Raw genomic sequence first — 13,210 nt, 5'->3', positions numbered from 1 at the left:
GGTCACTCGTGCCGTTCCGCTTCCACCGCTTCGTACAGTGCCTTGATGTTGCCGCTGCCGAAGGTCGTGGCCCCGACCCGCTCGATGACCTCGAAGAACAGGGTCCGCCGGGGGTGCAGCGTCCGGGTGAAGACCTGGAAGAGCTGGCCTTCGTGGTCCTCGTCGACGAGGATGCCCAGGGCGGCGAGCGCGGGCACGGAGTGCCGGGTCAGCCGCAGCCGCTCGGCGAGCATCCGGTAGTAGGGGCCCGGCGTCGACAGGAACGCCACCCCCTGCTCGGCCATCGTCCGGACGGTCCGCACGGCATCGTCGGTGCGGAAGGCGATGTGCTGGACGCCGGAGCCGCCGTGGTTCTTGATGAAGTGGTCGATCTGGCCGGGCTCGCGGCTGGTGTCGGGCTCGATGATGGTGAGCGTGAGGCCGCCGGACGCCGACTGCACCACCTCGGAGTCCATGGCCTGGGCGCCGACGACGATCCTCTCGGTGAAGGTGTTGCGCAGGCCGAGGACCTGCTCGTAGAACGCGACGGTGGACCGGAGCAGGCCCGCCTCGACGCACACCGCGAAGTGGTCGACCGCCAGCAGGCCGGTGTCCGCTTCCGGCTCGCTCCGCGGTGCCGGGGTGATACCGGGCAGCGGCCGGTGGTCGGTTCCCGCGCGGCGCTGGACCAGGGTGTGCCGGAGGTCGCCGAAGCCGGCGACGGCCGCGGTGACCACGCCGTCCGTCTCCTCGGGTTCGGCCAGTGGCCGGGCGCCGCGCCGGACGGCCGCGGCGAAGGCGGCGACCACGTCGGGTACGGCCAGGGCGATGTCGGCGACGCCGTCCCCGTGCCGCCGGACGTAGTCGGCGGCGGGGTGGTCCTCCGCCAGGGCCTGGGTGAGGACCAGCCGGATGTGCTCCCGGCCGATGGCGACGGACCTCGCCTCGCCCGGCCGGTCGGCCGTGGCGTACACGGTGAACCCGTAGGCCCGGGCGTAGTGGCGTGCGCTGGCGTCGAGGTCCTCCACGTACAGCTCTACGTGGTCGACGGACAGGTCGAGCGGTATGCCGTCCGGGTGTGTCGTCATGGTGGTGGCCTCCTTGAGGGATGGTCTGCCGGGCGTGCCGGTACCGGTGCCGGTGACCGGTCCACTGGTGCTGGACCGGCCACCGCCAGGGCCCGCTACCAGGGGTCGACGCCGAGCAGCCGGCGGCCCAGCGGGGTCATCGCCGCGGTCTGCAGGTCGTTGTAGGAGTGACCGGCCGGGCGGTCACCGGGGCGTTCGCCGGCGTCCCAGGGCTGGTCGTCCCGCGCGTAGCGGACGAACTGGGCGACCCGGACCTCGGGGCGCCGGTTGTGCGAGGCGGCGTGCGGCATCAGATGGTGGGTCAGCACGAAGTCGCCTGCCTGCCCGGTCACTTCGACGCTCTCGAGGTCCGGGATGTTGCGCCACTTGTCGTGCAGCTGCCGCCCCCGGCGGACGGCGCGGGCCTCGGCCTCGACGATCCGGTGGCCGCCGGGCACGACGTGGATGCCGCCGCCGCCCGGGGCGACGTCCGTGAAGTAGTAGCAGCCCCCGATCTCGACCTCCTCGGGGGTGAGCAGGAACTCGTCCGCGTCCTCGGGTACCGCCGGGTCGATGTGCAGGTCCTGGCTCAGCTCGCTGGGGTGCGCCGTGTCGTTGCGCATGGTGATGGCCACCGAGCCGTCCCGGACGAGCAGTCGGGGGTGTCCCAGGAGCTGGGCCGCCACCCGGTAGAGCCGCTCGTTCTGGAAGAGCGGGATGAACTCCGGTCCGTCGAAGGTCTGGTTCCCCGGGGTGTTGAAGGGTTTGAACCGGCCGTCGTACGCCTCCCAGTGGTCGGGGACGCGCAGGTCTCGCGGGAGCAGGTCGAGGATCAGGCCGGCGTGGTGCCTGGCCTGCTGCCTGGTCAGGACGCCGCGGATCAGCAGGTATCCGTCCCGCCAGAAGCGATCGACCTCCTCCTGGGACAGGACCGGCTCCGGCATTGCGTTGGTCATGGGTGCTCCGAGGGTCGGTGGGTCACGGGTCGGTTGGCGAGGTCGCGCCGTCGGAGGCCCGGTCAGCCGGCCGGCGCCGCGGGCCGGCCTCCGGCCCGGCCGGACGGACGGAGTTCCCGGGCCAGGCTGCGCAGGGTGGCCATGCCGCTGACCTGGGCGAAACCGGGCGGGTGGTAGCCGAGCCGGCGGAGCAGCTCCGCGAAGCGCGGGTAGTGCTCCGGCCGTCCGCCCGCCCGCAGGTAGCAGAGGTCGGGGTCGGGGGCCCGGCCGGGCTCGGTCCCGGCCCCGCTCAGGGCGGTGAGCAGCGCGGTCTCCTCGGCCGTGGCCGCCGGGCGGCCGGGGAGCGACCGCCCGTCCGAGGCGTCGGCGCCGTCGAGCTCGAACCAGTCGGGGACCGCCGGGATCGCGCCCGTGTGCACGGCTCGGAGCAGTTCCTCCCGCAGGTCGAACGGGGTGAGCGCGCTGCCGTCGGCCGCGGTGACCCGGGCGGTCAGCCGGGGGGTGCCGGACGCGCCGCCGGGTTCGAGCGACGCCCCGGCCGCCGTGACCCCGGGCAGGGCGAGCAGGAGGTCCTCGATCGCGCGGAGGTCGATCCACCGCCCGCCGGAGTACCGTTCGCGGGGGCCGCGGGGAAGCCGGAGCAGTCCCACGGCGGACGCGACCTCGTCCGGCGAGCAGTCCCGGCCCGTCGCGGCCCGGGTCAGGACCAGCTCGACGCCGCGCAGCAGTGCCGCGCACTGCTCGGGTTCCAGGACCCTGGAGTCGCCGTGGACGGACAGCCGGACGGTGTGCGGGTCGGCCCAGCGGACCGACAGGCTGGCTCCGTACTCGTAGGAGGTCTCCGCGGTGCTCGCCCAGCTGATCCGGGAGCCGGGCCGGTCCGTGGAGCCAGGCCCGCCCGTCGAGCCGGGCCCGTCCGTGGAACCAGGCCGATCCGCGGCGCCGGGCTCGTCCGTGGGGCCGGGCTCGGCCTCGATCAGCTCCCGCCAACCCTGCGGCGGCGGAATGAAGTTGAAGGCGAGGTCGGTGGAGAGGCAGACGCCTCGGCGGTGTTGGGCCTCGACCCGTTCGCGGATCAGGTCGAAGGGGTCGTACCGGCCGTAGGCGGGGTGCCCCTCGGCCAGGGTCCGCTGCACCTCGGCGGCCGCTTCCAGCAGGCTCCGGCCCTGCCGGCGGAGGGCCACCGGGGTGCGCTGCGCGGTGGCGCACAGCACCCGGCGGAGGTCGGCGTTGTGCCGGTTGTCGAGCGACACGTTGACGGTGCACGCGTCGGTGTCGGCACGCAGGCAGAGCAGTTGGGCGAAGGCGGCGAGGACGACGGCCGAGGGCAGCAGCCCGGTGTGGGCCATGCCGCGGGCGAAGAGGCCGTCCGCGCCGGGCAGGGTGAGCGTGCTCCGGTAGTAGCGGCCCGCCGTCCCTTCGCCCGGAGGGTGGTGCGGGTGCATCCGTGCCGGTGCGTGGGAGAAGTGCCGCCGCAGGTAGTCGAGCGCCCTGGTGCGTTCGGTGTCCTCGCCGGGGTCGGCCTCGCGCCGGGCCTGCTCGGCCGGCTGGATCCCGGGTCCCCGGTGCGGGACTCCGGTGTCCGGGCTGTCCGTCCGTCCGTGCAGCAGGTCGGTGAGCTGCTGGTCCACCACGCCGTGGAACCCGGCGTCCACGGCCACGTTGTCGGCGACCACCGCCAGCCAGCGCCGGTCCTCGGACCGGAGCAGGTGGAACTGCACGAGGAACCGGCCGACCCTGCCGTGGGTGTGCGCGGTGAACACCCGTACCAGGTCGGCCAGGCTCCGCTCGGCGGTGCCGTCCGGAGCGACGTCGACGACCCGCACCGGGGAGCCCGACGGGTGGACCAGCTGCCGCAGTTCTCCGTCGACGACGGCGAGGGAGGTGCGGAGGATCTCGAACCGGTCCTCCAGCGCGTGCACCAGGCGCTGGGCGGCGGCCTCGTCGGTCCCCGCCGGGAGCGGCCGGAGTCCTTCGGCCAGCCCCTTCTCCAGGAACCACTGGAACTTCTGCGCCCTGGTCAGGGGCGCGTCGGCGGGGGCCCGGCCGCTCATGCGGGGCCTCCGGCGGGAGTCGGCCGCGGCGAACCGGCCGGAGCGCCGGCCGCACCGTCGGTCCGTACCGCGGCGGATCCGTCGGCCAGGGCGGACAGTCCGCGGATGGTCGGGGAGCCGATGACGTCACGCACCGTGACCGGGACGCCGGAAAGCCGGGTCGCGGCGGTGGCCAGCTGCACCGCCGAGACGGAGTCGCCGCCGAGCGTGAAGAAGTCGTCGTCGATCCCGACCTCGGTGAGTCCGAGCATCTCGCGCCAGAGCGCGGCGAGCGCCGACTCCAGCTCGTCGCGGGGGGCGGTCGGGGAGCCCTGGGCGGCATCGCGCTCCTCGGCGGGGGCGGGCAGCTTCGCCGCGTCCACCTTGAGGTTCGTCGTGAGCGGGATCGCCGGTATCACGGTGATCGAGGCCGGGCGCTGGTACCGCGGCAGCTCCGTCGAGAGCCGCCGGCGCAGGTCGGCCACCAGTTCCCGGTCGCGTCCCGCGCCGTCGGCGGTGCCGACAGGTCCGGAGGCAGGTCCCGAGGCCGGACCGGAGGCCGGTCCGGAGGAGGGGACGACGTAGGCGTCGAGGCGCTTGTCCCCCGCGCCGTCGTCCCGGGCCACCACGACCGCGTCGTGCACCCCGGGGTGCCGGGTGAGCGCGGCCTCGATCTCGCCCGGTTCGATCCGGTAGCCGCGCACCTTGATCTGGCGGTCGATCCGGCCCAGGAAGCGCAGCGCCCCGTCCGGGCCGCGCCGGACGAGGTCACCGGTGCGGTAGAGCGGGGAGCCGGCGCGGTCGTCGGGGTCCGGGACGAAGCGTTCGGCGGTGAGTTCGGCGCGGCCGAGGTAGCCGCGGGTCATGCCGGCTCCGCCGATGTGGAGCTCTCCGCTCTCCCCGTCCGGAACGTCCGCTCCGTCCGGCCCGAGCACCCGGACCCGGACCCGGTCGAGCGGGGTGCCGATCGGGATCATCGTGGCGTCCGGTGCCATGGTCCGGACGTCCTGGTAGGTCGCGAAGCCCGTCGTCTCGGTCGGCCCGTACAGGTGGATCAGCCGCCCCGCGAAGGCCTGCCGTGCGAGGTCCGCCACCTCGGCCCGGATGGAGTCCCCGCCGAACAGGAGGGTGTGCACCCCGGAGAGGTCGGCGAGGTGCGCCGGCTCCAGCAGCCGGAAGACGGGGCTGGTCAGGTGCAGGACGGAGACGGCGTCCCGGTGGACCCGGCGGCAGAGGGCGGTCAGGTCGGTGCCGCCGAAGCTGTAGACGACGCAGGTCGCGCCGTTGAGCAGGGGCCCCCAGATCTCGAAGGTGGAGGCGTCGAAGGACAGCGTGGCGAGGGCGGCGACCCGGTCGTCCGGCGCGATGGACACGTAGTCCTGATCGGTCACCAGGTGGACGACGCTCCGGTGCGGAACCAGGACGCCCTTGGGTGTTCCGGTGGATCCGGAGGTGTAGATGACGTTGGCGAGCTCCGGCCGGCCGACGACGGGCGGGTTCCCGGAGGGGTGGTGGGCCGGGTCCTCGTCGAGCAGGACGACGGTCGCCCGGCCCGCGGGGAGCCGGTCGGCGAGCCGGCGCTGGGTCACCAGCACCGGGGCGGCGGTGTCCCGGAGCATGAACGCCAGCCGCTCGGCGGGGTATCCGGCGTCGAGCGGGACGTACGCACCGCCCGCCTTCAGGATGCCCAGCAGCCCGACGATCATCGCCGCGGAGCGTTCGACGCAGATGCCCACGAGCGTGTCGGGCCCGACGCCCGCCTCGCGCAGCCGCCACGCCAGCCGGTTCGCGCGGGCGTTCAGCTCGCGGTAGCTCAGCTGCCCGTCGTCCGCGACCACGGCCGTCCGGTCCGGGGCGAGCTCCGCATGGTGTTCGAACAGGGCGTGCACGGTGGCCCCCGGCTCGTCCCCGGTCGGTCCGTTGTTCCGCTGGATCACTGGCTGACTCCGTCCTCTCGTGCGCTGACCGGGTCGATGGACACGGCGCCGCGTAATGCGTGTTGATGGGACCGACGCCGACGCCGCGCGGGTGGGCGGGAATCCCGGCGGCCGACGGGTCGCGCGGGTTCCCGTGAAGGTCCGGGTCGGCCGGGACGGAATTGTCAGGTGTCCTCACTCCGGCCGGGCCGGGAGGCGGAAAGGGCCGACCGCGGCGCGTCCGGGAATTCCGTCGGATCCCGTTTTCCGCCGCACCGGGCAAGTGCCGGAACCTCCAGGAGCCTAAGCAATCGGAAGAGGTCCCGCCACCCTCTTCCGGGGAATACCGGCAATCATGCGCTATGTCCGATCCGGCCCCGCTTGCCCAGATCGCCGGAGACACGCCCGGTTGTCCGATGGTCCGTCACATGCCCTCCGGGGAAGCCCTGTCGAGCGCGCTGGAGGATCCGACTCCACTTGTGATCCGATGTGAAAATAGACGGCCAAAACGGGTCAAATAGGGACGCCGGCACCGCGAGATGCAATGTGCCATTGCACATCAACTGCTTGTCATGGACTATGGATCAAGAACCACGACGCCATGGTTCCGGAGCCGACCGGGGGGTTCGCGTATCCGTCGGAGCGTGACGGATACGCGGAACGGGACGCATTCCGCGCATCCCCGCAGGCATTCCCCCGGTCATTCGCGCCCGAGGCCCCGGCGAATTCGCCGAAGCGGCGGCATCAGGTGGGGCATTGCCACTGAATCGATGCACGAACATCGTGGGCTGGACCCGCCCCGTTCCAAAGGAGACCCGTGTCTGAGAACCGATCCTCGGCCCTGATCGTCGGAGCGGACCCGTACCTGATCCGGGCCGCGCTCCGCAACGGAATCGAGCCCGTCGTGGTGCACGGCCCCGGCCTGCGCGACTGGGGGTTCATCGGAATTCCGGACGGGGTCGAGACCGTCTTCGCCGAGGACACCTCCAGCGTGGAGAGCGTGCTGCTCGCGCTGCACCGGGCCGGCCTCGCCGACCGGGACTTCCACTGCGTCCACACCGGGGACGAGTTCGCCCTGGTCACCGTGGCGGCCCTGGGCGAGGTCCTGGGCGCCCCGGTCGCCGTGGACCCGGACACCGCCGTGCGGTTCCGGGACAAGTGGCTGCAGAAGGAGGCGCTCGCCGCGGCCGGCATCGAGGTCACCCGGTCCCGCCTGATCGAGGACGTCCACCACCTGGATCCGGCGAGCGTCGAGGACTTCGACAAGGCGGTCCTCAAGCCGGTCGCCGGTGCCGGCACCCGGAACACCTCGGTCGTCGAGGGCCGCGCCGGGCTGATCGCCCGGTGTGCCGAGCTCCGGCGCGCCGGCATGCCCCAACGGACCTTCGTCCTGGAGGAGTTCGTTGCGGGCGACGAGTGGATCGCCGACGGCGTGGTCTTCGACGGAGAGCTGCGGTTCCTCAGCGTCAGCACGTACGGCGAGCCCTGCCTGAGCACGGTGGACTTCAACCGGGCGCTCCAGGTCGAGGTGTTCGACCCCGTCACCGACGCCTCCGCCTACGACCTCGCACGCTCGGTCGTGGAACCAGCCCTGCGCGCGCTCGGCCTGCGGCGCGGCACCTTCCACATGGAGCTCTTCCACCAGCCGGACACCGGGAAGCTGGTATTCGGCGAGTGCGCGGCCCGGACCGGCGGACTGCTCCAACCCGAGCTGGTCGAAGCCAAGTTCGGCGTCGACCTGGCGCTCGCCGGGCTGCGCTGCGCGGCCGGGACCGACCCCCGGATCGAGCCCTCGGTGCGGCCCGACACGATCGGCTCCACCTACCTCAACAACCGTCCCGGCGTCCTGGTCGGCTATCCGACCCCGGCCGAGGTGCGCGCCCTGCCCGGGGTCGAGTACCTGCGGCTCGAACTCCCCTACGGCTTCCGCATGGCGGACGTGCTCGCGAGCACCACCGAGGCCGTCGGCCAGGTCGTGCTGAGCGGCCGCACCCGGGAGGAGTTCCGCGAACGCCGCGACTCCCTGACCGCGTGGTTCGACGAGCGGCTGCTGGTCGTGCCCGCGCACGCGAGCTACCCCGAACTGCGCCGGTGGCAGAAGGAGAACTGGCCGGAATCCGCTTCCTCCTTCGGCACCTACTCGGACGACTGAGGCCGCCCGCCGCCCGGGCCGCGGACCTCACCCGCGGGACGGCCGCCGCACGCGCAGAACCACTTCCCCCACCGCGTCTCGAAGGACCATGATGCAAAGCCGCCACCGCTTGATCCGCTCCTTCCGTCAACTCACCACCGATGCCCTGCCGGCGGAAGCCCCCGTCGTCACGCTCTTCAGCGGAGGGCTCGACAGCAGCTTCCTCCTGCTGCGGCTGAAGAACGCCGGGTTCCGGAACGTCCACGCGTTGAGCGTGGACCTCGGCGAGGACGAGACCAGCGAACAGAAACAGCAGATCGCCGACGAGCTGGGTGTCCGGCTGCACGTCGTGGACGGCCGTGGAGCCTTCGCCGACGAGTTCGTGCGGGCGGCCATCGTCAGCCAGGCGGTCTACCTGGGGACCCACCCGGTGAGTTCGACCCTGAGCCGCCCGCTGATCGCCCGGTTCGCCGCCGAACTGGCGGCGGAGCTCGGGGCGGCGGCCGTCCTGCACACCGCCAACCGCTCCCAGAACACCATGCGCAGACTCAACGGCGCCCTGGAACTGCTCGGCTTCGACGGCGCCTACGGCAGCCCGTACGACCTCGACCCGGTGGGCCGGGAGGTCAAGATCCAGGAGCTGAAGGAGGCCGGCCTCGCCCGGATGAGCGAGCGCGTCGTGAGCGGCGACTCGAACCTCTGGTGCCGCGAGTTCGAGTCCGGGCTCCTGGACGACCCCGAGCAGCACGCGGTGCCGGAGCAGCTGTTCCGGTGGAGCGCGCGCCGACCTGCGGTCACCGAGGACGGCGTCGAGGTCCGGTTCGAGGGGGGCACGCCGGTGGCGGTCGACGGCACCCGCCTGCCGCTGGTGCCGCTGATCGACCAGCTGAACCGGCGGGTCGGCGCCTTCGGCCTCGGGCGGTACAGCGGCCTGGAGCACCTCGCCGGCGGCGAGAAGGTGCTGGAGATCCGGGAGATGCCGGCCGCGTGGCTCCTGCTGCGCAGCTACCGGCACCTCGAGTCGGCGGTGCTCTCGGCCGAGACGATCCGCGAGAAGATGCACCTCGAACAGCTGTGGGTGCGGGAGGCGCTGGAGGGCCGCTGGTTCGGCGAACTGCGGGCGGCCACCCAGTCGTTCATGGACTTCTGCGCCCGGCCGGTGACGGGCTCGGTGCGCTGGCGGCTCACGCCCGGCGGGGCCGAGACCCGGGCCATCGAGGCCGACCGGCCGGTCTACCTGCGCGATCGGGAGAGCTGGGAGCAGCAGTCCGTGAGGGCGGAGCTCGCCGTGCTGGCGGGGGCCTGATGCGCGGCCCGTACCGTCCCGTACCCGCGCCGTCGGCCCGCTGCGGGAGCGGCGGGCCGACGGCGGGGGGCGAAGGACGTCAGCCGCCGAGGAGGTCCCAGGCCAGCAGGCCGGCGCCGAGGCAGCCCGCCGTCTCCCCGAGTGCCGCCGGCACGATCTCCGGCATCCGCTCGAAGGCGAGCCGCTTCCCGACCGCCGCGCGCAGCGGTTCGAACAGGGTGTCCCCGGCCTCGGCCAGCCCGCCTCCGATGATCACGGTGCCCGGGTCGAGCAGGGTGAGGCAGGTGACGAGACCGTCGGCGAGCGCGGCCAGGGCGTCGTCCCAGACCGTCCGGGCGCGGCTGTCGCCGGCCTCCAGCGCCCGGACGCAGTCCGCCGCGTCGGCGGCCGGTCGGCCCGAGGCCGCGGCCCAGGCCCGTCCGACGGCCGAGGCCGAGGCGTACTGCTCCAGACAGCCGCGCCGGCCGCAGGGGCAGGCGGCGCCTCCGGGCCGGACCACGATGTGGCCGATCTCGCCGCCGGCGCCGTGGGCGCCCGCCTCGATCCGTCCGCCGAGGGCGATCGCGCCCGCGATGCCGGTGCCGATGGCCAGGAAGAGGAACTGTTCGGTGCCCCGGCCGGCGCCGATCCGCTGCTCGGCGAGTCCTCCGGTGCGGACGTCGTGGCCGAAGGCGACCGGCACGCCGCCCAGGCGGTCGGCCAGCAGCGCGCCGAGCGGGAGGTCGTGCCAACCGAGGTTGGCCGCGAACACGACGGTGCCCGTGCCGACGTCGACGATGCCGGGCACGGCGACGCCCACCGCGGCCGCGGGCCGGCCGAAGCGGCGCTCGCCGTGGGCGCGCATTTCGGCGGCCGCCTCGAGCACCGATTCCACGACGGTGTCGGTGCCGCGTTCGCGAGGGGTTTCCCGGCGGGCCTGGTGAAGTAATTCTCCGCTGCTTCCGATCAGGGCGGACTTGATTCCGGTACCGCCCACATCAAGGGCTATGACGTGTTTCATGGGGGATGAGTATGGAGCATGCTCGGACGAGCTGGCAAACGTCCTGGAAAACGACCCGTAAAAGCCTCGTCGGTGCGCGCCCGCCGTTTTGTCCGGCAGGCCGGAAGAGTGGGAGCCTCCTGTGATCCTGACGGGACCAGAAATCGTTGAATCCGCCCGCGACGGCAGGATTTCCATATCCCCGTTCAACCGGGACCAGGTGAACCCGAACAGCTACAACGTCTGCCTCGGGGAGACGCTGATCACCTACACGGACAGCGTCATCGACGCGTACCGGCCCAACCGGACCGACGCCACCAAGATCGACTCCAGCGGCTTCGTGCTGGAGCCCGACCAGCTCTACCTGGGGCACACCGTGGAGGAGGTCGGATCCGACGTCTTCGTGCCCCTGCTCTTCGGGCGCTCCTCGGTCGGCCGGCTCGGGCTCTTCGTGGAGATCACCGCCCCGATCGGGGACATCGGCTTCCACGGCCAGTGGACCCTCATGCTGTCCGCGGTCCGACCGCTGCGGGTGTATCCCGGGATGAAGATCGGGCAGATCATGTTCTTCGACACGCTCGGCGATATCGAGCCCTATTCCGGGAAGTACCAGGGCGCGGTCGGTCCTCAGGAATCGCGCTACTGGCGGGACAAGTTGGGGCAGCTGTGATCCTCACCCGGGCGGAAATAGCCAGGTCGATCGACTCCGGTGACATCGTCATAGAGCCGTTCGACCCCCGAAGGATTTCCCCGAACGCCTACGACTGGCGACTCGGCGACACCATCCGGGTGTGCGAGTCCGAACTCGACGCGGCGCATTCCACCGAGTTCGAGGAGCGCACCATCCCGCCGGACGGCATGGTGCTGCTGCCGGGCAGGCTCTACCTCGGGGTCACCCACGAGCGCACCCATTCCGAGCGCTTCGCGCAGATGATCAACGGTGACCGCACGGTGGGCGCGCTGGGCGTCTGGGTGCACGTCTCGGCACCGCTCGGCCACGTCGGCCACGCCATCCGATGGACGCTCGAGATCCGCGTCGTGCGCCCGGTGCGGATCTATCCGGGGATGACCTTCGGGAAGATCATCTTCCTCAAGACCCTCGGCGCGGAGGCCAGTTACCAGAACATGGGCCGGAAGTACACCCGGACCAGCGGCATCGACACATCGCGACTGTACGAGGAGCTCGCGTGAACGTCCTCACCGGGATCGACCTCCCCCCGGACAGCCCCGGCGGCAGCGTCGAGCTGCTGCGCGACCTGTACGGCGGGCCGGAACCGCTCATCCCCGCCGACGTCTTCATGCTCGCCCCGGAGGACCGGCAGGCGCCCGACACCTCCGGTTCACCGGCCCTGCTCGCGGTGCCGGGCAAGACGGTGTCGGGGCCGGCGTTCTGGGCCTACGTGGACCGGCTCGGCGCCGCCGTCCGGGACAGGTACCCCGCCGCCGACCACGACGTGCTGCACCTCCAGCACCTGGCCTTCGGCGCGACGGCCGCCCTGCAGCAGGTCTTTCCCGACCGGCCGAGCATCGCGCTGGTGCACGGCACCGACCTGCTGTTCGCCGAGGACCACCCGACCCAGGCCGCCGTCCTGCGGGAGACCGCGGCATCGGCCGACGCGATCGTCGTCCCCACCCGGGCGATGGCGGACCGGCTGCGCCGGATCGCCCCGGTCCCGTCGGACCGGATCGTCCACATCCCCTGGGGCGTCCCCGACCGGCTGCTGGCCGGCCGGCCCACCGGGCCGGGCCACCGCGCGGAGCGCGAAGCGGGCGTCCTGCGGGTGCTCTACGCGGGTCGGCTCACCGCCGAGAAGGCCACCTCCGGCCTGATCGCGGCGGTGGCCTCGCTCCCCGGGGTGGAGCTCTCCGTGGCCGCTCCCCCGGCGGAGTTCGCGGCCCTGGCCGCACGCTCCGACCTGTCGCGGGTGCGCCGCCTCGGCTGGCTGTCCCGGGAGGACCTGTGGCGCGCGTTCGGCGGACACGACCTCCTGATCGTCCCCTCGCTCCGGCTGGAGGCGTTCGGGCTGGTGACCATCGAGGCGCAGGCGTGCGGCCTGCCGGTCGCCTACCAGCCCGTGCCGGGCCTGACCGAGGTGCTCGGCCGCTCCGCGCTCCCGGTCGACTTCGGGGACTTCACGGCGCTGCGGGGCCGCATCGAGGAGTTCCTCCGCTCGCCGGAGCGGCTGGACGACCTGGCCGCGGCCGGCCTGGTCAACAGCGGGCGCTTCCCGCTGTCGCGGACCGCCGGCGACCTGGCCGAACTCTCCCGCCGGGTCGCGCGATGACGCCCCGGCCGACCACCGCGGCCCCTGCGCCCACCGCGCCCACCGCCGGGCCGGAGCGGGACCGGGGCGACGGCCCGCGGTCCGCGGACTGCGTGTTCTGCGCCATCGTCGGGGGCCGGCTGCCCGCCGCCGTCGTCCACGAGGACGAGCGGACCATCGCCTTCCTCGACATCACCGCGGTCATGGACGGGCACACCCTGGTGATCCCCAAGCGCCACGCCGCCGACCTCTGGGAGATCACCCCGGAGGACGCCGCCGCCGTGATGGCCACCGTCCACCTGATGGCCGGGCGGATCCGGGACGTGCTGGCGCCGGACGGCCTGACGCTGTTCCAGGCGAACCGGGACGCGGGCTGGCAGGACGTGTTCCACCTGCACGTCCACCTGGTGCCCCGGGCGGCCGGGGACCATCTCCACCGCCCCTGGAAGGCCGACCCGGTGCCGCTGGAGCGGCTCGCCGCCACCCGCGCCCGCCTCTCGGCACCGTCCCCCGACCGCCCGGACCGGACCGCGGTGTGACGGCTCCCCGACCAGCTCGATCCCGTCGGGCCAGAACGTG

At 73.0% G+C, this 13,210-nt stretch carries 11 protein-coding genes; 6 read left to right on the top strand and 5 right to left on the bottom strand.

Annotated elements, in window-relative coordinates; genetic code table 11:
- Nucleotides 1-2 precede the first annotated feature (2 nt).
- The 4 genes from hppD to AMK13_RS36630 all read right to left on the bottom strand — a co-directional run bounded on the left by hppD (nt 3) and on the right by AMK13_RS36630 (nt 5,972).
- Nucleotides 3-1,067, bottom strand: coding sequence for a 4-hydroxyphenylpyruvate dioxygenase (gene hppD / locus AMK13_RS36645; RefSeq protein ID WP_074005883.1), 1,065 nt, complete (start codon nt 1,065-1,067; stop codon nt 3-5).
- 95 nt (nt 1,068-1,162) lie between these two features.
- Nucleotides 1,163-2,002 (bottom strand): phytanoyl-CoA dioxygenase family protein, encoded by an 840-nt coding sequence (locus AMK13_RS36640; RefSeq protein WP_074005882.1) that lies wholly within the window; start codon nt 2,000-2,002, stop codon nt 1,163-1,165.
- A gap of 62 nt (nt 2,003-2,064) precedes the next feature.
- Nucleotides 2,065-4,056, bottom strand: coding sequence for a hypothetical protein (locus tag AMK13_RS36635; RefSeq protein ID WP_074005881.1), 1,992 nt, complete (start codon nt 4,054-4,056; stop codon nt 2,065-2,067).
- On the bottom strand, nt 4,053-5,972 hold the full coding sequence (locus tag AMK13_RS36630; RefSeq protein WP_074005880.1) for a non-ribosomal peptide synthetase: 1,920 nt from the start codon (nt 5,970-5,972) through the stop codon (nt 4,053-4,055). Before AMK13_RS36630 ends, AMK13_RS36635 begins: the two co-directional genes overlap by 4 nt.
- 796 nt (nt 5,973-6,768) lie before the next feature.
- Between AMK13_RS36630 and AMK13_RS36625 the strand changes: the two genes are divergently transcribed.
- Together AMK13_RS36625 and AMK13_RS36620 are read left to right on the top strand one after the other, a co-directional pair.
- Nucleotides 6,769-8,103, top strand: coding sequence for a hypothetical protein (locus AMK13_RS36625; protein ID WP_074005879.1), 1,335 nt, complete (start codon nt 6,769-6,771; stop codon nt 8,101-8,103).
- Between the two features lie 88 nt (nt 8,104-8,191).
- The gene (locus tag AMK13_RS36620) at nt 8,192-9,388 is read left to right on the top strand and encodes an argininosuccinate synthase-related protein (RefSeq protein ID WP_074005878.1); all 1,197 of its coding nucleotides are present in this window, start codon (nt 8,192-8,194) and stop codon (nt 9,386-9,388) included.
- Between the two features lie 79 nt (nt 9,389-9,467).
- On the opposite strand, the gene AMK13_RS36615 is transcribed toward AMK13_RS36620, so the two are convergent.
- Nucleotides 9,468-10,388: an ROK family protein gene (locus AMK13_RS36615; RefSeq protein ID WP_074005877.1), complete on the bottom strand. Its 921-nt coding sequence runs from the start codon at nt 10,386-10,388 to the stop codon at nt 9,468-9,470.
- A gap of 121 nt (nt 10,389-10,509) precedes the next feature.
- Between AMK13_RS36615 and dcd the strand changes: the two genes are divergently transcribed.
- The 4 genes from dcd to AMK13_RS36595 are packed head-to-tail and all read left to right on the top strand — an operon-like array spanning nt 10,510 to nt 13,170.
- Complete coding sequence (gene dcd / locus AMK13_RS36610; protein ID WP_074005876.1) at nt 10,510-11,037, top strand: dCTP deaminase; 528 nt, start codon at nt 10,510-10,512, stop codon at nt 11,035-11,037.
- Entirely contained in the window at nt 11,034-11,558 is a 525-nt protein-coding gene (locus AMK13_RS42550) for a dCTP deaminase (protein ID WP_049649173.1), read from the top strand. The genes dcd and AMK13_RS42550 overlap by 4 nt, the downstream gene beginning before the upstream one ends.
- Nucleotides 11,555-12,652: a glycosyltransferase family 4 protein gene (locus AMK13_RS36600; protein ID WP_107418959.1), complete on the top strand. Its 1,098-nt coding sequence runs from the start codon at nt 11,555-11,557 to the stop codon at nt 12,650-12,652. The genes AMK13_RS42550 and AMK13_RS36600 overlap by 4 nt, the downstream gene beginning before the upstream one ends.
- Nucleotides 12,649-13,170, top strand: a complete 522-nt coding sequence (locus AMK13_RS36595; RefSeq protein ID WP_079272842.1) for an HIT family protein — start codon at nt 12,649-12,651, stop codon at nt 13,168-13,170. The genes AMK13_RS36600 and AMK13_RS36595 overlap by 4 nt, the downstream gene beginning before the upstream one ends.
- Nucleotides 13,171-13,210 lie beyond the last annotated feature (40 nt).

Source organism: Streptomyces sp. CB02056, from assembly GCF_001905545.1.
In the GTDB taxonomy this organism is placed as follows: Bacteria; Actinomycetota; Actinomycetes; order Streptomycetales; family Streptomycetaceae; genus Kitasatospora.
The sequence above is the reverse complement of the archived record's forward strand: the minus strand, read 5'-3'. Positions and strand labels throughout refer to the sequence as shown.

Coding starts and splice junctions, on each gene's coding strand:
- hppD (WP_074005883.1), bottom strand. CDS start 1,067: ATGACGACACACCCGGACGGCATACCGCTCGACCTGTCCGTCGACCAC.
- AMK13_RS36640 (WP_074005882.1), bottom strand. CDS start 2,002: ATGACCAACGCAATGCCGGAGCCGGTCCTGTCCCAGGAGGAGGTCGAT.
- AMK13_RS36635 (WP_074005881.1), bottom strand. CDS start 4,056: ATGAGCGGCCGGGCCCCCGCCGACGCGCCCCTGACCAGGGCGCAGAAG.
- AMK13_RS36620 (WP_074005878.1), top strand. CDS start 8,192: ATGATGCAAAGCCGCCACCGCTTGATCCGCTCCTTCCGTCAACTCACC.
- AMK13_RS36615 (WP_074005877.1), bottom strand. CDS start 10,388: ATGAAACACGTCATAGCCCTTGATGTGGGCGGTACCGGAATCAAGTCC.
- AMK13_RS36595 (WP_079272842.1), top strand. CDS start 12,649: ATGACGCCCCGGCCGACCACCGCGGCCCCTGCGCCCACCGCGCCCACC.